Origin of the sequence: Qipengyuania sp. ABI-127-1, assembly GCA_022953095.1 — a bacterium.
Classification (GTDB): Bacteria; Pseudomonadota; Alphaproteobacteria; order Sphingomonadales; family Sphingomonadaceae; genus Qipengyuania.
In genome coordinates, this window is the sequence record JALJCR010000002.1 from 1 (window position 1) to 21,943 (window position 21,943).

Sequence of the window (21,943 nt, forward strand, 5' to 3'; positions counted from 1 at the left end):
CGAACGGGTTCATGCTCATCTTGACGTTGGCAAGATCAACGCCAGACCCATCCGCCTTCACGCGCGGCTTGACGTTGTAATCGATCACCCGCTTCACGGGGACGAGGATTTTCATGCAATACCTTCCGTTAAAAAGGGAGCCGCCAGGTCAGAAACGAATTTCCGTCCTGGCGGCAGGAGAGAGGGTGGAATGACAGGGGGAGGGCAGGGCGTACCCGCGAACGGTCCCTGTCAGTATCGATAGCCCAGAGTGACCCCGTATGTGGCGGGCATGCCCGCGATGCGCGAGACATAGTCCGTCAGATGGGTCACATTGTTATAGTAGAACGCATTGGTGACATTACGGCCCCAGATCTGGGCCGACCAACCGCTGTCCTCGTCCTCGATACCGAACCGCAGGTCGAGCAGCGCCACCGAAGGCAGTTCGAAGATGGGGTTCTCACCGAACGCGGCCGGGCTCGAATCGCGAACCGTCAGGCTTGCGCCGAGGACCGCACCCAGGCCGCCATTACCGAGCGAGAAGCGATATTCCGCATCGGCATTGACTTGCCAGGGGGGCGTGTTGGGGAAGCTTTCACCCACGTAACTGGTCAAGGCGCCGAACGGATCGCGAGGTTCGGCCGGAGCTTGTGGATCCTGCTGCACCTTGGTTTTTACGTGAGTGACGCCGAGGCTGAAGCGCAATCCGCGGATTGGCCGAAGGATACCCGTGGCCTCGAACCCGTACACCTCCGATTCCGGAATGTTAACGAGTTGGGGTAGCGGGCCGAATACGGGCGTCAGGACAATTCCCTGCAACTGTTTGTCGCGATAGTCATTATAGAACGCGGCAAATTCGAAGCTGAAGGTTTCGTCCAGCGTGCTGAAGCGAGACCCCACTTCGTAGGCCAGTACCGATTCCTGGGTGACCGGCGTGAACTGGCTGGACAGGATCGCGGGCACCAGCCCGTAACTCCCCGCCTTGTAGCCGCGCGTGACATTGGCGTAGATCAGCGCATCGGGCGAAAGCTTGTAGTCGATCCCCAATCGCCAGGAGATATTGTCCTCGTCGAGGCTCGATGTCGCCAGACCAGGCGCGAAAGTCGCCGCGTCGAGCGTTACGCAGCCGCCTGCCGGGATCGTGGTCGGGGTGCCCGACAGGATCGTGGCGAGGAAGGAAAAGGCATCGCCGGCGCTCACACCGACCACGCCCGCTCCGGCGTCGCTGATACAGCCGGCGAAGTCCCGTTTCTGCGATGCGTAGCGGATCGATCCCTGCAGGGTCAGATCCTCGGTCAGATGGAAATCGAGGCTGCCGAAGACCGATGCGGTTTCGACATTCTGCACGGCCAACTGACCTAGCGGAGAGAAGATGAACGGGCCGATGGTCCCATTGGTGCCCTGGGCGATCGTATAGGTCGATTCGCGCAGATCCTCGTCCTGGTAGTTGCCCCCGATCATCCAGTCGACATTGCCCACCGATCCCGAAAGGCGCAGTTCCTGAGAGAAGGTTTCGATACGCGTCGGGTGTTCGGCGACGAGGAAATTATTGAAAGCCGTACCGTCGATATCGATCGGCTGATTGCCATCGAATTCGGACCAGGCTGTGATCGATGTCAGCAAGATATCGTCCGACAGGTCCAGATCGGCGCGGAGCGACAATTGATAGAATTCATCGTCCCGGCGCAGATCGGCTCCGGCGTCCCAATCGGCTTCGCGCGGATTGTCCCCGGCTGGCGGAGAGGCCTGCATCGCATCCGCAATGTACTGTGTCAGCGGAGTGACGGGCACGGCCGGGGTGAACTGGATGAACTGCGCCGCCTGGCTTTCCGAACGGTCCCGCCATGCGGATGCGCCGAACTGGAAGCTGAGCGTATCGGTCGGTTCCCAGTCGACGAGCAAGCGGCCGTTGAGGAAATCCTTCTTGCCGAGCCGGTCATCGGGCCGGGTCGTGCTGTATTGCCAGCCGTCGCGCGTTTCGTATTGCACGGCAACACGGGCCGCCAGAGTGTCGCCCAGCGGACCGCTGACAAAACCTTCGAGATTGAATTCGTTGAAGCGGCTATAGGTCGCCGTCCCGCCGAATTCGAGCTGATCGGTGGGGCGCGCGGCGATGAAATTGATGGCGCCGCCAGTGGAGTTCATGCCGAACAGCGTGCCCTGAGGCCCCTTGAGGACTTCGACTCGCTCGAGATCGAGCACGGCTCCGCGGGTCATCGAAGAATAGGGTAGTGCGACCTGGTCGACATAAGCGGTAACGGCCGGTCCGGCGGAGGCCGAATTGTCGGCATAGCCGATGCCGCGGATCGACAGGATCGGTGTGCCGAACGCGCCTTGCTGGTAGTTGAACCCGGGCACGACCTTGACCAGATCCGCCGCTTCGGAAACGCCTGCCGTCACCAGCGCCTCACCGGTGATGGCGGTGATGGACATGGGAACCTCGGCGAGATTTTCCGCGCGCTTTTGCGCTGTCACGATAATGACGGTGCCGCCGTTCTCGTCCGCGCTGTTTCCGTCGTTCGTCTCCTGTGCATGTGCCGAAACCGGCGCAAGCGCTGCACACATCGCAGCAGAAGACAGCAACAGGGTTTTGCCACCTAGCATTCGATATTCCTCCCCATAAAGTGTCTGGCTGTATTTCGTTTCCCGATCCAGCGGTCGCTGCACCGTCGACTTGAAAGGGCAGGTCGCGGAGAGTGAATCCCACGAAAGCCTCCAAACAACCGAAGGTTTCTCCGGTCGACGCGAACCGTCCGGCGAAGACCGAAATCGCCAAACCTGTGAACCCCGGAAATCACTCTATGGTAATCCGCCCTGGTTCCGGTATTTTGGTATCTGCGCAAAAGCTGAGGTGCCACTCGGTTCGTGCTCGCTTTGCCGTAACGGCATGTGGCCATATCCGGGCTGCGATCAGTCATTGTTTTTGCTGTGGCAAGGCGGGGCGTCCGCGAAGGCCTGCGCGATCATGGCGTGATGTTTCGAGACGGGCGTGATCCATTCCGCGTGGGTCGCAATATGGCGCCTTCGATCGAGCATCCCGGTGAGGATTATCTCAGCCGCATCATCCGCGCCGATAACGCGGCACAGTTCCGGATCCATGATGGGTGGCTGATCGCTGTCGGTCTTGTCCTGGATCGTCGTGGCTATCCAGCCCGGGCACACGATCGACACATCGATCCCCCTCGGCGCAAGTTCTTCTGCCAGCACTTCGCTGTAGCCGACAACGGCATGCTTGCTGGCGGAATAGATGCCGAAACCGGGCAGCGGAACCAGCCCGGCCATGGACGCGATGTTCACAATGTGGCCGCGCCCCGCACCGGACATCATCGGGATGAAAGCCGAGGTGCAATTGACGAGCCCGACAAGATTGACCGACAATATGCGCGCCCAATCGCCGGAATCGCAATCGGTCAGCGGACGGCAGATCGCTATTCCGGCATTGTTGATCAGGAAGTCGCAGCCACCGAGCTTCTCGCCGCATTCTTCCGCCAGCTCGGCCATGGTATCGGCGCAGGCGATGTCGCCCCGAAAGGCGAACGCCCGTGCCCCGCCTTCACGAAGTTCCTCTGCCACCCTGTCGGCAGCGTCGCCATCGATATCGACGACCATGATACTGCCGCCCTCGGCGGCGCATTGCCGGGCGAGCGCTTCGCCCAGTCCGGCGGCGGCTCCGGTGATGACGACACAGCGCCCCTCCAGGCGATTACGCGCCATCGCTAGCGGCCAGTGAATTCGGGTTTGCTCCGCGCACGGAACGCATCGACCGCGATGCGGTGATCCTGGGTGAGCATGGACAGATTCTCGTAAGCTGCGGCGCGGTCGATGATGGCATTCGCCGTCACCTTGAGCCCGGCATTGATGGACGACTTGGTCCACTTCACGGCCAGGGTTGCCGCCTTGGCCATGCGCTGCGCCATCGCATCGACGACTTCGTCGATCCGCTCGCGTTCGACCGCTTCGGTGATGAGGCCGATCTCCGCGGCTTCGCTGCCCATGATCGGGTCGCCGGTCAGGAGGTATTTGCGGGCGCGCGCATAGCCGACAAGCTGCGGCCAGATAACGGCCCCGCCATCGCCGGCAACCAGGCCGATTGCGACGTGCGGATCGGCAAACCGGGCATCGGGTGTGGCGTAAACGAAGTCGCAGAACAGCGCCAGCGAACAGCCCAGGCCGACGGCGGGGCCGACGACACGTGCGATGATCGGCTTCTCGAGATCGAGCAGCGAGTTCTGGATGCGACGATCGTTCTCGATGCTGGCGGAGGTCGCCGCGAGGTCACCATCGAGCGACACGAGCCAATCGATGTCGCCGCCGGCGCTGAACGCTTCGCCCGAACCGGTCAGGACGACGACCGACACTTCGGGATCACGATCGACGTCGTAGAAGATGCGCGAGAACTCGTCATGAATCTGCGGGTTGACGGCGTTTTTCACCTCCGGCCGGTCGATCGTGATTGTCAGGATCGGACCGTTCCGGTCGATCTTCAGCGCTTCGTACCCATCATAGTTCATCAGCCTGCTCCGTGATTTCTTCGCTGGTTATGCCGAACCGCGCGGCCATTTGCGGGCGCAGTTCGTGTTTGACGATCTTTCCCGATGCCGTGGTCGGCATTGCGTCGACGAAAGCGATGTAGCGTGGCACCTTCCAGCGGGAGACCTGGCTGAAACACCAGTCCCGAACCGTATCCGCATCTGCGTGATCTTGCCGTGCGGGACGCAAGACCGCGCACAGCTCTTCGCCGTATTTTGCGTCGGGCAATCCGAAGACCGCAGCTTCGGCGATATCGGGATGTTCGATCAGATAGGCTTCGATCTCGGCGGGATAGAGGTTTTCGCCGCCGCGAATGACCATTTCCTTCAACCGGCCGACAATGGTCACGTAACCTTCATCGTCCATTGTGGCGATATCGCCGGTTTTGAGCCAGCCGTCGCTGTCGAAGGCTCCCTCGGTGGCGGCATCATCGCCGTAACGCAGCATCTTTCCGGGACCATCGACACACAGCTCGCCCGGCGTGTCGCAGGGCAGCACCTGCCCCTTCGCATCGACGACCTTGAGGCTGACGCCCTCAATGGCGAGACCGCTGGTGCCGGTCTTCTTCTCGGCGTCGTCATCTGCCTTTACGCTTGCGCTTACACCGCAGCTCTCTGTCTGACCGTAGCCGTTGAGCATAGGCACGCCGAATGTATCTTCGCAGCGTTTGAGGAAGGGCCGGGGCACCGCTGCCCCCCCGACGACGATCCGCTGCAAGGCCGACAGATCGCGCGATGCAAAGTCCGGCTCTTCCATCATGGCGGTGAGCATGGAGGGAACGCCGATGAAACCGGTGCAGTGTTCGCGTTCGAGGATGTCCAGCGCCTGCCTGGCGTTGAAGATGTAGATCGGCAGCGTGGTGGCGCCGACGATCAGCGACCCCGGCGTCGAGCTGCCCGACCCGCCGACATGGAACAGGGGAAAACCATGACACACGCGATCGCCATGCCCGAAGCCCCAGCGCTTGTAGGTGCGCGCCGCGATGGCGGTGATGCCTCCATGCGGCAGCCAGGCCGCCTTGGGCACGCCCGTGGTGCCCGATGTGTACTGGATCATGCAGACATCGTCCGCCGCAACGTCAGGCAGCCGCGTGTCGGGGCGGGCTGCACAGGCGATCCGCTCCAGATCGCAGGTCAGATCGAACCGGGCACGCAGCAGCGGCGTTTCGTCCGCGATATTCGCGAGCATGTGGGCGGGCGATGCGCCGCCGACCTGGCCGCCATGAAAGACGGCCACCACCTGCGATGCCTTTAAGGCATAAGCGAGTTCGCGTTCACGATAGAGCGGATTGATCGCGACCAGGACCATTCCGGCCTTGGCGATGGCATATTGCAGAAAGATCCAGTTCGGATGGTTCGGAGCCCAGACGCCGATCCGATCGCCCGCTGTAAAACCATGCGCGATCAAGCCGCGCGCCAGTTCGTCGGACAGCCGGTCCAGCTCGCCGAAGGTCCAGCGAAAGTCGCCGATCGCAGGCTGGTGGACGAAGGCAAGGGCAGCATCGTCGGCCCATTTTTCAGCCGAACGGGACAGCGCCTCGCCGATGGACGTGCACGCTGCGGCCGGATCATCGGCCGTGTCGATCCAGAGTGATTGGCGCAGGGCCAAGATCCCCTCCATTAACATTGGGAGCGCGGCTGAGCGGCGCCTTGATTGCCATCGTCATAGGCAGCCCAAAGGCCGCACGGCTGCTCGCCTATCGCTCGCAAACGCGCCCGATCTGTTGCGGATCGGCCGATCGCGGGCCAACATCCTGGCATCAAAGATCGGTCGTCTGCGGATCGTGACGGTCCGGACTGCCGATTGCAGGGCCGGTGTTCTTTTAGGGGGACGGAATGACGAGCCTACCCGACACAGTGAAGGATTGGCTGGGCAAGCCGGTGATCGTGATGGACCATGTCCTTACGGTGGAACAGGGCTTGTGGGCCAATTTCTGCGTGGCGATCGAAGACGCGAATCCACTCTACTGGGATTACCGTCTGGCACGCGAGGAAACCGAGACGGTGATCGCACCGCCCATGATGCTGCCGAGCTGGGCCATCGACCATGACTGGCGGCCCGAGCGGGAAGGTCCGGCACCGCGTACCTTGGAACTGCATTTCATGGTCAAGGATGCGCTTGGCTACAAGAATGGGCTCGTGACGGAGGTCGAACTCGAACTTCACGAGCCTCTTCGCGCAGGCGATTCCGTCAAGGCCGAACAGATATTGCGTAGTGTCGGCGATGAGCGCGAGACCAAGCTTGGGACGGGGCGCAACTGGGAAATCGATGTCGTCTATCACAAGCCGGACGGCACCCTGGCTGGCGTCCAGAAACTGACTTTCCTCGGATATGGGAGGGTTGAAGCATGAATCGCACGCCCAAGCCCCATATCGGCTTGAAATTGCCCGACCTGTTCTTGCCGGTCACGCGCAAACTCGTGAGCATGGGGGCGGCTGCGTCGAGGGACTGGCAGCCGCAGCACCACGATCCCGACTGGGCACGGAAAGCCGGCCTGCCCGACATCATCATGAACAATTACACCCAGGCGGGACTGATCAGCCGGTTCGTTACCGATTGGAGCGGGCCAGCGGGACGAATCGGCAGGCTGCGCTTTGCCATGCGCCGACCGCTATGCCCGGTGGGAAACCTCACGATCCGTGGCGCCGTGGTCGATTTGTCGGCTGAATCCGACACGCTCGTATGGGTGGAGATCGACGCGGAAATTCTGGTCGGTGACGATATCGTCACGACTGCGACGATCCGCGTGGCGCTGCCCGGCCCGGGAGGGGATTCGTCGGCCTGGCACTGCTCGGGCTCGCGCTGGAATCCTTGAGCGATCGGCTTCGGAAATATGAGTTCGAACAGAGTTGAGGTGAGCGCGGCCATCTGACCACTTCCCGTTGACTTTAGCGGTTTGAGAAGATGAGGCGCGCATGGACCTCGGGCTGTCCGATGAACAGAGAATGCTGCAGGATATGGTCCGCGACCTGTGCGAGGATCGGTTCCCGCTAACGGCGCTGCGTCGGCTCGAATCCGACGAAGATGGCTTGGATCGGGATTTCTGGAACGCCCTCGCCGATCAGGGGCTATGTGGTATCTCGATCTCCGAGGCCCATGGCGGCCACGGTCTCGGCCTGCTGGAATGTGCCCTCGTGCACGAGCAGTTCGGCTATCATCTCGCGCAGTCTCCCCATCTCGCCAGCTCGGTCTTGGCTGCATCCTTCATCGAGGCGGCTGGCGACGATTCTCTGTCGGCGGCACTGTTGCCGGGAATCGCCGATGGCTCGCGCATCGTCGCGATCGCATCGAGCGAGGCGGGGAGGGGCGAGGACCTGAGCGACCAGCAGGCCGTGTTACGCCGCGATGCGAAGGGCGTGCGGATTTCGGGCACGAAACACTTCGTTTCCTTTGCCAGCATCGCAGACGATCTCATTGTTTTCGGTCGCGAGAAGCAAAGCGGCCGCATGCTCGCCCTGGCCGTATCCCCTGGATCCGATGGCATCACTTTGCGCAGGCAGCAGACCATGGCGAGCGAGCCCTGTTTCGAAGTGCAATTCGAAGATGTTTTCGTCCCGTCTGAGCGGGTTTTCGCCGATGGCGCCGATGCGACAGGAGCTTGGCGGGCGGCGATGTCCAAGGCCTGCGTCGCCATCGCCGCAGCCGCAACCGGCGCCGCGCGGCGGATTCACGAAATCAGCACCGCCTATGCCAAGGAACGCGAAGCCTTCGGCAAGCCGATCGGGGCATTTCAGGCCATCGCCCATTATCTCGCCGATGCAATCGTCGAGATCGAAGGCGCCCGTGTGCTCTATCGCAATGCGGCCTGGTTGCATGACGAGGCGCGGCCCTACGCGCTCGAGGCGGCGATCGCGAAACTGCAGGCATGCAATATTTTCCGCCGGGCATCGGCTCTCGGCATCCAGGTCCATGGGGGGCTTGGCTACACGACCGAAGCGGACCCTCAGCTTTTCTTCCGCCGGGCCAAGCAATGGCAGATCCTCAATGGCAGCGAGGCCTGGCTGACGGAGGAAATTTCCCGGTTGGACGACAGCAGGGAGAATGCGGGTGTTTGAGACACTCGATTATTCGGTCCGCGACGGCATTGCCGAGTTGCGCCTTCAGCGCCCCGAACGGCGCAATGCGGTCAACCACCAGATGCATGTGGAATTGCCGCAAGCCTGGTCCGCAATCCGGCGTGACCCGCAGGTCGTCGTGGCGATTGTAACCGGGGCGGGGGGCAAGGCCTTCTGCACCGGCGCCGATCTTGCCGACCTCCCGCGTGTCGAGGAGAGCGATGGGCATGGCGCGATGGCCTGGACCGGCCTGCGGAACGATGTCTGGAAACCGGTGATCTGCGCGATCAACGGGCAGGTGGTCGGAGGGGGGCTGCATTTCGTAGCCGATGCCGACATCGTCATCGCCAGCGATGAGGCGACGTTCTGCGATAGCCACGTCAGCAGCGGGCTGGTCGCCGGATTGGAGCCGGTGGCGCTGGCCCGCAAGATTCCGCTCGAAGCGGTCTTGCGGCTGGCGCTGGTCGGGCGCGGCTATACCATGTCCGCCGCGCGCGCATGCGAGCTGGGCCTGGTCGGCGAAGTCGTCCCCGCACGTCAGGTGATGGAACGAGCGCGCGAACTCGCGGCGCTCATCGCAGCCAATTCCCCATCCGCGATGGCGAGGACCAAGCGGGCGATCTGGAGGTCACTGGAGCTGCCGCTGTCGCAATCCCTGGACGCCGCCTGGGACGATATCGCGACGCACAACCGTGGACCCGACTTTCAGGAGGGGATCGACGCTTTTCTGGAGCGCCGCCCGCCTGAATGGGCCGCTTACGATCCCGAGGCGCGCGATGACCGGTAAGCGGCAGGTCCAGGTCGACAGGATCGGGAAGACGGGTGTTATCCGCCTCGACCGGCCCGATGTGCTCAACGCCTATACGCCCGACATGGGGGACGAGCTGGTCGACGCATTCCGCACCCTGGCGTCCGACAGCGAGGTCTGCGCCATCGTCCTGACCGGCAAGGGCAGGGCCTTTTGTGTCGGCGCCGATCGCAACTTCCTGAACGGTGAGAAGGGGCGCAACGGGCTGCGCCTCGGCGAAGAGGATTTCATCGGCGGGTTCGCGACCGAACTACTGACGATCGCCAAGCCGACCATCGCGGCGATCAACGGCAAGGCAGTCGGCCTTGGCTGTACCATGCTGTTGCCACTCGATTTCCGGATCGCCGCGGACAGCGCAAGTTTCTCTTTCCCCTTCGCCCGTCTCGGCCTGATGCCGGGAATGGGATCGACTTTCCTGCTGCCCCGAATCGTCGGAGATGTCGCCGCGCGCGAGATCATGTTCGGCAACGCGGTTCTGGATAGCGGGGCCGCCCTGAGGGCCGGGCTGATCGGCGAAGTGGTCGCGGACGACCGGTTGCAGGATGCGGCCATGCGGCTCGCAGCGACATTCGAAACCGCCGACGCGGCAACGCTGGCGGCGATCAAATCCACCCTCAACGGCGCCGCCGTCCGGGCGATGAACATCGCGGTCGAAACCGAACTGCGCAAGGCGCGCGAATGCCTTGCCGCGCGATCGGCCACGCAGAAACAGGAACCAATCCCGACATGACGAACGATACGATCCGGTACGACGATCTCAACGCCTTGGCGCAGCGTGTAGGGGGCGAGTTCGGGGCGTGGAGCCCTGCCATCGAAGTGCCGCAGCAGATGATCGACGCATTCGCCGAAATGACCGGCGATCACCAGTGGATTCATGTCGATCCCGCACGGGCTTCCGAAACGCCGCTCGGAACCACGATTGCGCATGGCTTCCTGATTCTGGCGCTTTCCAGCGTGATCAAGAACAGTTCCGACCTGGCCATAGTCGGTCATGGCAGTGCCCTGAATTACGGGCTCGACAATGTCCGGTTCGTGTCGCCCGTGCCCTCGGGGGCACGGATACACGGCCGGACGAGAGTCGCTGCGGTGGCAGAGGAAAAAGGCGGCACCATGCTGACCGTGAGCGTCGCGATCCATGTGGTCGGTTCCGAAAAGCCAGCGGTCTGCTTCGACTGGAAGCTACTGTACCGGGCATGAGCCGATGATCGAAAGCATACCCCTTCCGATCGTGGACGATCCCGCCGACCGGGCTTTCTGGCAAGGTTGCGACGAAGGTCGGCTGTTGGTCCAGGCCTGCAAGCAATGCGGGCACCGCCAACATCCGCCCAGGGCGATGTGTCCCGCCTGTCGCTCGATGGAGCTTGGTTGGCAGGAATGCGCGCCGACCGGGCGTCTGTGGTCCTACGTGGTCCCGCACCCGCCGCTGCTCCCCGCCTTCGCCCCGCTCGCCCCCTACGTCGTCGGGCTGATCATACCCGATGGGTTGCCGGGGATAAGGATGGTGGGGGCGATCGTCGCCTCTGCGGAAGAAGGCATCGGGTCGGTCGCGCCGGCCGAGATCGCGATCGGCGACCGGATGCGTCTCACATTTGTTCGATTGGCGGAGGATGTCGCTCTGCCCTGCTGGGTCCCGGATGCGGCCTGCGCCCCCTCTGAAAGGGAAGAAAAACCATGAAAATCAAGTCGCTCGGATATGTAGGTATTGGCACGGCGAATCCCGGTGCCTGGCGGGATTTCGCGATCGAGGTGCTTGGCATGATGGCTGCCCGCGCCGTGCCTGGCGAAGGCTGGGGCGAGCCCGGCCAGCCGCGCCCCGACACAGGGCGCCCCGAAGGGGTTGCCGAGGACGGTTCGGTCTATCTCAAGATGGACGAACGCCAATGGCGCGTGGCGGTCCACAAAAACGAGGAAGACGGCAAGCTGCTCTATTTCGGGCTCGAACTGGACGGGCATCTCGAACTGGCGGCTGCGGTGGCGGAGTTGCGCGCCGAAGGTGTCGAGGTGCGCGAAGGGACGCCTGCGGATGCCCTGGCGCGGGCCGTGACGGGGATCGCCTATTGCGCCGATCCGTCCGGCAACCAGCTCGAACTCTATTACGGCCCGACGACCGACTACAATTTCGCATCCCCCGTGCCAGACCTCAAATTCATCGCCGGGGCGCTGGGGGTCGGCCACTTCAATCTCTTCGTCAACGACCAGGAGAAATGCTTCGATTTCTATACCCGCGTGCTCGGCTTCAAGTTGTCCGATTACATCCGCTTCGGTCCCGATGCAGCGTTGCAGTTCCTGCGCTGCAATGCCCGCCATCACAGCATCGCCATGGTCGATATGGGGGCGGGCAACGTGCTTCAGCACATGCTCGTCGAAATGACCGATATCGACGATGTCGGAAAGACGCTGGACCGGGCGAAGCGATATGGCCTCGATGTGGTCAGCACGCTTGGGCGGCACCGGAACGATGGCATGCTGTCGTTCTATATGCGCGCGCCGGGCGGGTTCGATGTCGAGGTCGGCTGCGGGGGCAAATTGCTCGATGAAAGCTGGTCGCCGAACGAATTCTGCGAAGGCGACGTGTGGGGGCATGACGGACTTGTCGAAGCCGTGGTCGAGGCGAGCGAAACGGCGCGGGCACGGATGCAAGCGGCAGCGTCATGACCAAAACAAGTATCGACTTGGAGTATCGGCTCGAAGACCGGTACACCCAGCGTTCGGGGCGCGTGTTCCTGTCGGGATCGCAAGCGCTTGTCCGCTTGCCCCTGATGCAGCGCCAGCGCGACGTTGAGGCCGGGCTCAATACTGCGGGTTTCATATCGGGTTACACCGGGTCGCCGCTCGGTGGATACGACATCGCGCTCAATCAGGTGCCCGAACTTCTCGAAGAGCATCACATCCATTTCGAGCCGGGGATCAACGAGGATCTCGGCGCCACCGCCGTTTGGGGTTCGCAGCAGGTCGGCCTGTTCGGCAATGCGCGATATGACGGCGTTTTCGGTATCTGGTACGGCAAGGGTCCGGGCGTGGACCGCTCGGGCGACGCGCTGAAGCATGGGAGCTATTCGGGTTCCGCGCCCAATGGCGGCGTGCTGGTCCTCGCCGGGGACGATCATGGCGCGAAATCGTCCACCACGGCCCATCAGAGCGACCACGCCTTCATCCATTTCGGGATGCCCTATCTGAACCCGTCATCGGTTCAGGACTACCTCGACCTCGGCCTCCACGGCTTCGCCATGTCCCGCCATTCCGGATGCTGGATCGGGATGAAATGCGTTACCGATATCATCGAAAGCAGCGCATCGGTCGATATCGACCCGAACCGGCCGTCGATCACCATTCCCGAGCGCGGCGGAGGCGGACTTGGCCCGCAATGGGGCATCCCGGCCCTTGCCGCCGAAGACCGGCAGTACAACCGACGCATTCCCGCATTGCTCGAATACGTTCGGGTCAACCGCCTCAATCGAGAGGTGGTTTCGGCACCCTCCCGCACGCTGGGCATCGTGACCAGCGGCAAGGCCTATCTCGATGTCATGCAGGCGCTCGAGGACCTCGGTCTGGATGCTGCACGGTGCCGGGAACTGGGTGTCTCGGTGTTCAAGGTGGCGATGCCCTGGCCGTTGGAGCCTGATACGCTTTGCGAGTTTGCCGAGGGTCATCGCGAAATCCTGGTGGTCGAGGAAAAACGCCCGGTGATCGAGGACCAGATCGCCAGCCTCTTCGTCAACCGCGCAAATGCGCCGCTGCTGACTGGCAAGACAGGTCCGGACGGATCGCCGCTGGTCCCGGCGATCGGCGAGACGACCCCGCTCATCGCTGCGCGGTCGATCGCTGCGAGACTCATCGCTTTGACCGGAGATGACGGCCTCCGCGCGGCGCTGGATGGTCTGGAGGCGGAAAGCGCGCCTCCGGCTCTCCCGGCGGCCACGCTGGCCCGGATGCCGAGCTTCTGCGCCGGTTGCCCGCACAACCGGTCGACCAAAGTGCCCGATGGTAGCGTGGCCTTCGGCGGTATCGGTTGCCACGGGATGGCCACCTTCCTGCCCGAGCGGAACACGCCGACGCTGTTCCAGATGGGCGGCGAAGGAGCGCCCTGGATCGGCATATCGCCTTTCACCGGCACCGATCATATCTTCCAGAATTTAGGTGACGGGACCTACTATCACTCGGGCCTGCTCGCCATTCGCGCGGCTGCCGCCGCGGGCGTCAACATCACCTATAAGATCCTCGCCAACGATGCGATCGCGATGACCGGCGGGCAGGAGATAGCGGGCCAGATGCGGGTCGATACGTTGAGCCGGCAGATCCACGCCGAAGGTGTCAAAGCGATTGCCGTTGTTTCCGATGAACCCGATACCTATCCACCGGATGCAAGCTTCGCACCGGGGACCACGATCCATCACCGCGATGAGATGGACGCCGTCCAGCGCCGGATGCGCGATACGCCGGGCGTGACGGCGATCATCTACGATCAGAATTGCGCCACCGAATTGCGGCGTCGGCGCAAGCGGGGGCTGGCGCCCGACCCGGATTCGCGGCCCTTCATCAATACCCGCGTATGCGAAGGCTGCGGCGATTGTTCGGTGCAATCGAATTGCATCGCATTGGAGCCTGTCGAGACTCGCTTTGGTCGCAAGCGCCGCGTCAACCAGTCGGCCTGCAACAAGGATTTTTCCTGCACCGATGGCTATTGCCCCAGCTTCGTCGTCGTGAATGGCGGGCAGCCGCGCAAGCGGTCGGACGGGCAGCAGGACTACACGCGCTATGCCGATGCGCTGCCCCATCCCGAAGCGGCATCGACCGACACGCCCTTCAGCCTGCTGGTGACCGGTATCGGTGGGGCCGGCGTGGTCACGCTGGGGGCAATCCTCGGCATGGCGGCGCATCTGGAAGGCAAGGGGGCGTCGGTCCTTGATGTGACCGGTCTGGCGCAGCGCAATGGCCCGGTGACCAGCCATGTGAAGATCGCCAATTCGCCGCAGGCGCTCAAGACGAGCAGGATCGGCCGCGCCGATCTGGTGATCGGCAGCGACATGGTGGTAACGGCATCGGCCGATGTGCTTGGGCGGATGCGCAAGCGGACCACGAAAGCCGTGGTCAACAGCCGGGTGGCGCCCACTTCGGACTTTGCGACCAACCCCGATCTCGATCTCGGCACGGACGAGATGGAGCGGGCTATCGCGCAACGTTCCGCCGATTGCGACTTCATCGAAGCCGGACGCCTGGCCTACGCGCTGACCGGGAACGAAGTGGCGGCCAATCTCATGCTCGTGGGGTTTGCCGCCCAGCGCGGATGGCTGCCGGTTTCGCTCGACGCCCTTGATCGCGCCATCCAACTGAACGGTGCCGCCGTCGAGATGAACCGTGCCTCCGTTGCCTGGGGGCGCTTGCTGGCGCATGATCCGGCTCTTGTCGCGGAGCTTGTCGCGGCGAAGAACATCGCCGATCCGCAGCCCGTGTCGCTCGACGATCTGATCGCCGACTATGCGCAGGAACTGGAAGCCTATCAGGATCGGGCCTACGCGCAGCGATATGTCGATCTCGTAGCGCAAGTGCGCGCCGCAGAGAGCGCCCTGGCCGGGAACGATGGCCGGTTCGCGACCGCTGTGGCCCGATATTACTACAAACTGTTGGCCTATAAGGACGAGTATGAAGTCGCCCGCCATCTGAGCAGCGATGCATTTCGCGACGCGATCGCGGAAGAATTCGAGGGCGAATATTCGATCGAATTCCTGATGGCCCCGCCGATCCTGCAGCGGCGCGATCCGGTTACCGGGCGTTATCCCAAACGCCGGTTCGGTAGCTGGATATTGCCCGCGCTGAAGCTGCTATCCCGCTTCAAGCGCCTGCGCGGCACCCCTTTCGATCCGTTCGGCTATGCGGCCCATCGCAAAATGGAACGGGGGCTCATCGCGCAATATGAAAGCGACATCGCCATGGCGATCGAGCGGTTGGACGCCGAGCGATACGAAGCTGCGACCGAGATCGCGAGCTGGCCGGAACTCGTGCGCGGATACGACACGGTGAAGGACGAGCATATCGCGGCGCTCGAGGAAAAGCGGGGCGGCCTGCTGGCAAGCCTGGCCGACCCCGTGGCCACAATACCATCGCGCATCGCCGCTGACAGGAAGGAAAAAGTGTCATGAGCATACTCGATGGGAAAGCCGCCATCGTGACCGGTGGCGGACGCGGCATCGGCAAGGGGCATTGCCTGGCTCTGGCGCGCTGCGGTGCCAGTGTGATCGTGAACGATATCGATCGCAGTGTCGCGGCGGAGACTGTGGAGGCGATCGAGGCATCGGGCGGAAAGGCTGCGGCCAGCGATGCCAATATCGCATCGCGCGAGGGCGCGGAGGCCCTGATCGGGCAGTGTGTCGATGCGTTTGGCGCAGTCGATATTCTGGTCAACAATGCCGGCAATCTGCGCGATCGATCCTTCCTCAAAATGAGCGACGAGGAATTCGATTCCGTCTGGCAGGTTCATGTCAAAGGCACCTTCTGGTGCAGTCAAACTGCCGCCCTGGCAATGCGAGAGGCGGGGCGCGGCGGAGCGATCGTCAACACGACATCGGGCGCACATTTCGGCAGCTTCGGCCAGACGAACTATGCGGCCGCCAAGGGCGCCATCGCCTCAATGACCTATACCTGGGCGCTCGAACTGGCCCGATACGGCATCCGCGTGAATGCTATCGGACCAACGGGCACAACGCGTATGTCGGACACTTTCGCGGGCAAGCCATTGCCGTTCGTCGATCCCGGCCTAAACGGCGATCTGGTCGCCTTTCTGTGCAGCGATCTGGCGCAAAGTGTCAGCGGTCAGATCTTCGGATCGGGCGGCGAACGTGTCGCGCATATGGTCCAGCCGCACTATGGCAAGACGCTGATCCGCGAGGGAGGCTGGACTCTCGAGGCGTTGCAGGATCACTTCCTGCCGCACCTTGCCAGCCAGTTCGGGCCTCTCGGCATGCTTGGGCAACCCTATCCCTTCCACGATGGCGTGTCGCCGCAGAGAAAAGAGGCGTGAGCGATCGCGCCGCCCTGAAAGACCGGACTGCGATCGTCGGTATCGGGCAGACGGAGTTCGGCAAGAACCTGGAGCATACAGAGCTTCAGTTGGCGTGCATGGCGATCCGCAACGCACTGGACGATGCCGGGATAGACGCGTCAGACGTGGACGCTCTGGGATGCTTCACGCAGGAAACGACTCCGGAGTTCGAGATCGCGCGCAATCTGGGCTTCGGAGAACTGCATTTCTTCAGTCAGGTGGCACATGGCGGGGGAGCGGTGTGCGGCGCGATCGGACAGGTTGCCATGGCGATCGCGCTCGGCATCGCAAAAGTCGGTGTGGTGTGGCGGTCCCGCAAGCGCGGCGACCCTTCCAAACGGCAATGGGCGGGTGTCCAGCCGAGGATCGACGATCATTGGAAATGGTCGCGCCCGCACGGCCTGTCGCGTCCGGTGGACGAGGTGGCCATGCTCATGCGGCGCTACATGCACGATCATGGGGCGACACGCGAGCAGCTCGCTGCGGTTGCACTGACCCAGCGGGCCTATGCCAGGCGCAACCCCGATGCGCTCATGCGCGACAGGGAAATGGGCCTCGAGGATTATCTAGAGGCCCGGATGATTTCCGATCCGCTGTGCCTGTTCGACAATTGTCTGGAGAGCGACGGGGCCATTGCCATCGTCCTGACAGCGACGGATCGCGCTGCGGATTGCAGACATCGTCCGGCGCTGATCCATGCCTTTTCGCAGGGGATGAGCCGCGAACACCAGCTTATGACCGATTATCACGGGGCCGATCCGTTCGTGAGTTCCTCGTCGGCGACGGCCCGGAACCTGTGGCGCCATTCCGATCTGGCGCCGCCGGATATCGATGTCGCGCAGATTTACGATGCCTTCTCGCCGCTGGTCCTGTTCAGCCTCGAAAATTACGGCTTTTGCGGGAGGGGCGAGGCTGCGGCAATGGCCGGATCGGGCGCTCTCGGGGAGGGCGGACAGTTGCCAGTGAACACTTCGGGAGGCAGCCTTTCCGAAGTCTATCTGCACGGCGCCAATCTGGTGACCGAAGCTGTACGCCAGATCAGGGGAACCTCGCCCAACCAGGTTTCCGATGCACGAAACTGCTTCATCAGCACCTGCGACAGCACGCCCAATGGTGCCCTCATTCTTCGCCGGCAATAGGGGAGATTGCAATGGAAACAGCACTGGAACACCGCGCGTTCGATGTCGGTTTTGTAACGCGAGATGCCGAACCCATGCAGCGATTCTATCAGGATGTGCTGGGACTGCAGCACGTTGCGACGATCCCCCTCGGGCCGGATACGCTGATCAAACTCGCCTATGGCCGCAGCACCCTGAAACTCTACGTTCCGGCCGCGCCACCGGCACCGAGTGCCGATCCGGAGCGATGGGCCTCGCACGCCGGTATTCGCTACGTCACGGTTCCCGTGGACGATGCGCGTGCGACACTCGAGAGATGCCGCAATGCGGGGGCTCCAATCTACTCCGAAATCGTCGAGCTGCCCGCGGATAGAAGGGCGGCCATCGTCGGCGATCCAGATGGGAATGCCATTGAGCTATTCGAGGATCCGGCCAGTATGGTGCGGTCAACTGAGGAGAGACCGTAAGCCATGCCGACGTCACAAGGACCCGCCACCCTCGTTATTACAGGTGCCAGCAGAGGCATCGGCCTCGAAACCGCGCGGCTCTTCGCGGAGCATGGCTATCGTATCGTCAACATATCCCGCAGTCCGATATCGGTCGAAGGGGCGGTGGACATCACTGCGGATCTGGCCAGCCCGGACTGGGCCGAGCGGATCAAGGACGAGCTCGATGCTGCGCTGGCTGGATCGGGCGAGATCAGCCTGATCCACAACTCGGCCATTCAGCTGCCCGGCGCTATCGACCAGGTCGATGCGGGCGATTTCCGAAAGACGCTCGAACTGGCGGTTGTGGCCCCATCGATCCTCAATCGGTTGGTGCTGCCCCACCAGTCGGCCGGATCGTCGATCATCTATGTCGGATCCACGCTGAGCCAGCGTGCCAGCAAAGGGCTGGCAGCCTATGTGGCGAGCAAACATGCGGTCGTGGGTTTGATGCGAAGCACGGCGCAGGACCTTGGCGGGTCGGGCATCCATACGGCCTGCGTGTGTCCCGGTTTCACCAACACCGAAATGCTGCGGGAATATGGCGGAGAGGCGACCGAATACCTCAAGTCGCTGGTGCACGAAAAACGGCTTATCGATCCAGTCGAGATCGCGCGCGTGCTGCTTTTTGCGGTGCGGAATCCCGTAGTGAACGGGTCGGTCCTGCAGGCCGAACTGTGCTTCGTCCAACCGTGAAGCGGCCCGAAAATCCATAAAGCGAGTTCAATGTGAGCAAATTTTCAGTTTTTCTGATATTCTCACAGGCCCAACGCGGAATTGTGCTGAGCGCGTCGCGATAAGCGTCGCCAGGGCGGCAGCAGCGCATTTCGGTGCGCTCGCGATAATGGCGGTCGATAAGAACGGGAGACGGAGATATGACGGTATTGGATGCTCAGCTTGCACCGCGAAAGGTACCCAAGCAGCAGCGCGCCCAGTTCACGGTGGATTGCATTCTGAGAGCCGCCGAGTCGATCATCATGAAAAGCGGCTATGATGCCGCCAACACCAACCACATTGCCGAAGTGGCGGGCGTCAGCATCGGTTCGCTCTACCAGTATTTTTCCAGCAAGGAAGCCATCGCCGCAGCACTGGTCGAAAACGCGGTCATCAATGCCTCCGAGGTCCTGCGCGATTGCCTGATCGAAAACATGGCCAAGCCGCTCGAAGACTCGGCGCAGGCCATCATCGGGACGATCCTAAAAACCCGGAAACAATACAGCTTCATCTTCCTGCGCCTGCCCCGTGAAGTCCCCAAGCTGGGCAGGCTGTCGCGCACGGTTACGACAGAGAAGTTCCTCTATCATACGATCCGGGCCTATTATCAGCAGCATCGCTCGGAGATAAAAGTCGACGATCTCGAAGTGGCGATGTTCGTATCGGAACACATTATCGTCGGCAGTATCGACGCCTATCTGGAAAACAATTCTCCAGCGATCACCGACGAACAGCTCGTCCAGCAGCTCTCCGACGCGTTCGTCAAATATCTCACCAAATAGTCTGCACGGGAACCCGCCATGAATTTCGATTTCGATGCCGATCAGGTAGCGTTCGTCGCGCGTGTTCGGGAATTTCTCGCCGAGGTGCGGGAATGGCCGGACGCGGACGACATCATGTGCCCGGAACGCGAATCGGATTCCATTCTGGCGGATACACCGGCGCGCAGGGCCTTCAACAAGGAACTGGCGCGCAGGGGGTACCTCGGCATGTCCTGGCCAAAGGAATATGGCGGGCAGGAAAAGCCGGGCATCTACGAATATCTCCTCAACGAGGAGCTTTCGCGCGTCGGTGCTCCCCTGATCGGGAAGGGGGTCGGATGTGTGGGGCAGACGCTCATTCGGCACGGGTCCGACAGGTTGAAGGCCGAATTCCTGCCGAAGATCCTATCGGCCGATGTCGAGTTTGCTCTCGGCTATTCGGAACCCCATGCCGGATCGGATCTGGCATCCCTGCGGCTGCGCGCGGAACGCGTCGAAGGCGGCTGGATGCTCAACGGTCAGAAGATGTTCACCACCTCGGCCCATTTCGCGGACTGGTACTGGCTCGCCGCGCGGACCGATTTCGACGCGCCGAAGCACAAGGGCATCAGCCTGTTTCTTCTCCCGATGGATCAGGAAGGGATCACGATCCAGCCGATCGAAACAATGGGCGAGCATGTCACCAACGCGGTATTTCTCGACAACATCTTCGTCCCGGAAGACTATCTGGTCGGCGAGTTGAACCGGGGGTGGACCTATATTTGCGAGGCGCTCGATTACGAGCGTTTCACATTCTATACCTACAGCCCCCTAGAGGAAAAGCTCAAGGTACTCAAAGGGTTGCTCGGCGAAACCAAGCGCAATGGCGAGCGCCTGGACACGTCCACAGAGGTCCGGCACGGCCTCGCACGGCTTACGGCTGACGTCCAGATGGCCAAGATGCTGCAGCGCCGCGTGATCTACGCCTCCTCGCAGGGCCGCGTCCCCACGATCGAGGCCGCCATGTGCAAGCTCTACAGCACAGCACTCCACCAGCGGCTGGCAGACTTCGCGATCGATACGCTTGGCGCCGACGGCTTGCTGCACAAGGTGGATGCCGATGCTCCGGCTGGCGGGAAATGGGAATGGTCCTATCGCGCCACTGCACTCGATACGATCGGTGCGGGCACATCGGAAGTGCAGAAGAACATCATCGCAAGGCGCGAGCTCGGCCTGCCGCTGGAGTTCTGATCAGGGGCCCGCTGCGATAAGCGAGGCTCTGAAGTCGGGGTGCGCGATCGCCGCGAGCTCGGCAGCCCTCTCGCTCGCTGTCTTTGCGCGCAAGTCGGCGATCCCGTATTCCGTGACCACGAAATCCACATCGGTTCGCGCGATGGTGACCGGCGATGTCGAGGCCAGCGAAGGCACGATCCGCGATCGTTTGCCGCGTGAAGCCGTCGAGGGAAGGGCAATGATCGAACATCCTCCCGAGGATTGATGACCGGCCCGGCAGAATTCGGGAAGTCCGCCCGACGCGCTTATCGGCTTCGCTCCGAAACCCTCGGAGTTGACTTGCCCCATCAGGTCCACCTGCAGCGCCGAATTCACGGCCACGAATTTCTCGATCCGCGACAATACGGACGCGCTATGGGTATGTCGCACCGGTCTGAGCAGGAAGTCTTCCCGCCCATCCAGCCAGCGATAGAACGCGTGCGATCCGGCGATGGTCGCACACACGATCGGGAATTCCCTGTCGATCGAGTCTGCTTCGACGAGCCCGCGGATGGACTCCGTTACGATGCCGGAATGGACTCGAAGCCGCTTCTTCGATCTCAAATGATCGAGAAAAAGGCTCGGGACCTTGCCAATGCCGCATTGGACCGCCGCGCCATCATCGACGAGTCTGACCACGTTTCGTGCGATTTCGTCACCGATATCGTCGGGGCCGGTACCGCCCGATGCCAGCGCCAGCGGCGCTGTTTCGTCATTGAAAATTGCTGAGAATTCGTCGCGGTGAATGAGGTCGCCATTGATCAGGCGAGGGAGGGCCGGGTTGGCAAGCGCGACGACCCGCCCGGATGTCTCGAGCGCATCCCGCACGAACTCGGCGGACAGGCCGCAACCGACATAGCCGCGTGCGTCGGGAATGGTGGTCGGAACGAAGGTGATGTCCGGTGCGAAGTGCGCAAGCTCCCGGCCGATGCCGGAATATGTCGCGATGATCTGACGATAGGCCGGGAGTTCCGATGCAGGGAAAAAGCCTGCACTTTCCATCGCACCGGTCAGGACGGGATGGGCGAAATCGTTGAGGCCCGCGACGAAGCTTGTCAGCACCGACAGATGAGCAAGGCTGTCTTCATGTCCCTCGATCCGGTTGCGCAGCGCGAGCGGTTCGCCGGTGGTGCCTGGAAGGAACAGGCGCGTACTTTCGCGCAGCAGATCGGCCAGCGCGGCAGCCGTCAGGTTCTCGATCAAGAT

At 62.4% G+C, this 21,943-nt stretch carries 20 protein-coding genes and 1 pseudogene; 15 read left to right on the top strand and 6 right to left on the bottom strand.

Features of this window, described 5'->3' with window-relative positions; all coding sequences use genetic code 11:
• From MUY37_RS09490 to MUY37_RS09510, 5 genes and pseudogenes are all read right to left on the bottom strand, one after another.
• A pseudogene (locus MUY37_RS09490) lies at window positions 1–115 on the bottom strand (electron transfer flavoprotein subunit beta/FixA family protein); the annotation flags it as partial.
• A gap of 116 nt (window positions 116–231) precedes the next feature.
• Window positions 232–2,583 carry a TonB-dependent receptor gene (locus MUY37_RS09495; protein ID WP_499195146.1) on the bottom strand — a complete coding sequence of 784 codons (2,352 nt, stop codon included), beginning with the start codon at window positions 2,581–2,583 and terminating at the stop codon, window positions 232–234.
• A gap of 306 nt (window positions 2,584–2,889) precedes the next feature.
• Entirely contained in the window at window positions 2,890–3,693 is an 804-nt protein-coding gene (locus MUY37_RS09500; protein WP_499195147.1) for an SDR family NAD(P)-dependent oxidoreductase, read from the bottom strand.
• A gap of 2 nt (window positions 3,694–3,695) precedes the next feature.
• Entirely contained in the window at window positions 3,696–4,490 is a 795-nt protein-coding gene (locus MUY37_RS09505) for an enoyl-CoA hydratase/isomerase family protein (RefSeq protein WP_499195148.1), read from the bottom strand.
• Window positions 4,480–6,117: a class I adenylate-forming enzyme family protein gene (locus MUY37_RS09510; RefSeq protein WP_499195149.1), complete on the bottom strand. Its 1,638-nt coding sequence runs from the start codon at window positions 6,115–6,117 to the stop codon at window positions 4,480–4,482. The genes MUY37_RS09505 and MUY37_RS09510 overlap by 11 nt, the downstream gene beginning before the upstream one ends.
• A 227-nt stretch (window positions 6,118–6,344) precedes the next feature.
• On the opposite strand from MUY37_RS09510, the gene MUY37_RS09515 reads away from it, so the two are divergent.
• From MUY37_RS09515 to MUY37_RS09585, 15 genes are all read left to right on the top strand, one after another.
• Window positions 6,345–6,860, top strand: a complete 516-nt coding sequence (locus tag MUY37_RS09515) for an FAS1-like dehydratase domain-containing protein (protein ID WP_417322446.1) — start codon at window positions 6,345–6,347, stop codon at window positions 6,858–6,860.
• Complete coding sequence (locus MUY37_RS09520) at window positions 6,857–7,324, top strand: MaoC/PaaZ C-terminal domain-containing protein (RefSeq protein ID WP_499195150.1); 468 nt, start codon at window positions 6,857–6,859, stop codon at window positions 7,322–7,324. The genes MUY37_RS09515 and MUY37_RS09520 overlap by 4 nt, the downstream gene beginning before the upstream one ends.
• A gap of 100 nt (window positions 7,325–7,424) precedes the next feature.
• Window positions 7,425–8,564 (top strand): acyl-CoA dehydrogenase family protein, encoded by a 1,140-nt coding sequence (locus MUY37_RS09525; protein WP_499195151.1) that lies wholly within the window; start codon window positions 7,425–7,427, stop codon window positions 8,562–8,564.
• On the top strand, window positions 8,557–9,351 hold the full coding sequence (locus tag MUY37_RS09530; protein ID WP_499195152.1) for an enoyl-CoA hydratase/isomerase family protein: 795 nt from the start codon (window positions 8,557–8,559) through the stop codon (window positions 9,349–9,351). Before MUY37_RS09525 ends, MUY37_RS09530 begins: the two co-directional genes overlap by 8 nt.
• Window positions 9,341–10,102 (top strand): enoyl-CoA hydratase/isomerase family protein, encoded by a 762-nt coding sequence (locus tag MUY37_RS09535; protein WP_499195153.1) that lies wholly within the window; start codon window positions 9,341–9,343, stop codon window positions 10,100–10,102. Before MUY37_RS09530 ends, MUY37_RS09535 begins: the two co-directional genes overlap by 11 nt.
• Complete coding sequence (locus MUY37_RS09540; protein ID WP_499195154.1) at window positions 10,099–10,569, top strand: MaoC family dehydratase; 471 nt, start codon at window positions 10,099–10,101, stop codon at window positions 10,567–10,569. Before MUY37_RS09535 ends, MUY37_RS09540 begins: the two co-directional genes overlap by 4 nt.
• Before the next feature lie 4 nt (window positions 10,570–10,573).
• On the top strand, window positions 10,574–11,047 hold the full coding sequence (locus tag MUY37_RS09545) for a Zn-ribbon domain-containing OB-fold protein (RefSeq protein ID WP_499195155.1): 474 nt from the start codon (window positions 10,574–10,576) through the stop codon (window positions 11,045–11,047).
• Window positions 11,044–12,027 (top strand): VOC family protein, encoded by a 984-nt coding sequence (locus tag MUY37_RS09550; protein ID WP_499195156.1) that lies wholly within the window; start codon window positions 11,044–11,046, stop codon window positions 12,025–12,027. The genes MUY37_RS09545 and MUY37_RS09550 overlap by 4 nt, the downstream gene beginning before the upstream one ends.
• Window positions 12,024–15,509 carry an indolepyruvate ferredoxin oxidoreductase family protein gene (locus MUY37_RS09555; protein ID WP_499195157.1) on the top strand — a complete coding sequence of 1,162 codons (3,486 nt, stop codon included), beginning with the start codon at window positions 12,024–12,026 and terminating at the stop codon, window positions 15,507–15,509. Before MUY37_RS09550 ends, MUY37_RS09555 begins: the two co-directional genes overlap by 4 nt.
• On the top strand, window positions 15,506–16,387 hold the full coding sequence (locus tag MUY37_RS09560) for an SDR family NAD(P)-dependent oxidoreductase (RefSeq protein ID WP_499195158.1): 882 nt from the start codon (window positions 15,506–15,508) through the stop codon (window positions 16,385–16,387). The genes MUY37_RS09555 and MUY37_RS09560 overlap by 4 nt, the downstream gene beginning before the upstream one ends.
• A complete protein-coding gene (locus tag MUY37_RS09565; RefSeq protein WP_499195159.1) occupies window positions 16,384–17,547 on the top strand; it encodes a thiolase C-terminal domain-containing protein in 1,164 nt (387 codons plus the stop codon). The genes MUY37_RS09560 and MUY37_RS09565 overlap by 4 nt, the downstream gene beginning before the upstream one ends.
• Window positions 17,548–17,558: 11 nt before the next feature.
• Window positions 17,559–17,993 carry a VOC family protein gene (locus tag MUY37_RS09570; RefSeq protein ID WP_499195160.1) on the top strand — a complete coding sequence of 145 codons (435 nt, stop codon included), beginning with the start codon at window positions 17,559–17,561 and terminating at the stop codon, window positions 17,991–17,993.
• Between the two features lie 3 nt (window positions 17,994–17,996).
• Entirely contained in the window at window positions 17,997–18,707 is a 711-nt protein-coding gene (locus tag MUY37_RS09575) for an SDR family oxidoreductase (RefSeq protein ID WP_499195161.1), read from the top strand.
• 179 nt (window positions 18,708–18,886) lie between these two features.
• The gene (locus tag MUY37_RS09580) at window positions 18,887–19,507 is read left to right on the top strand and encodes a TetR/AcrR family transcriptional regulator (RefSeq protein WP_499195162.1); all 621 of its coding nucleotides are present in this window, start codon (window positions 18,887–18,889) and stop codon (window positions 19,505–19,507) included.
• A gap of 18 nt (window positions 19,508–19,525) precedes the next feature.
• Window positions 19,526–20,716, top strand: a complete 1,191-nt coding sequence (locus MUY37_RS09585) for an acyl-CoA dehydrogenase family protein (protein ID WP_499195163.1) — start codon at window positions 19,526–19,528, stop codon at window positions 20,714–20,716.
• Here MUY37_RS09585 and MUY37_RS09590 read toward each other — a convergent pair whose 3' ends face one another.
• Window positions 20,717–21,940: an acetyl-CoA hydrolase/transferase family protein gene (locus tag MUY37_RS09590; RefSeq protein WP_499195164.1), complete on the bottom strand. Its 1,224-nt coding sequence runs from the start codon at window positions 21,938–21,940 to the stop codon at window positions 20,717–20,719. It abuts the gene before it with no gap.
• Between the last annotated feature and the right edge of the window lie 3 nt (window positions 21,941–21,943).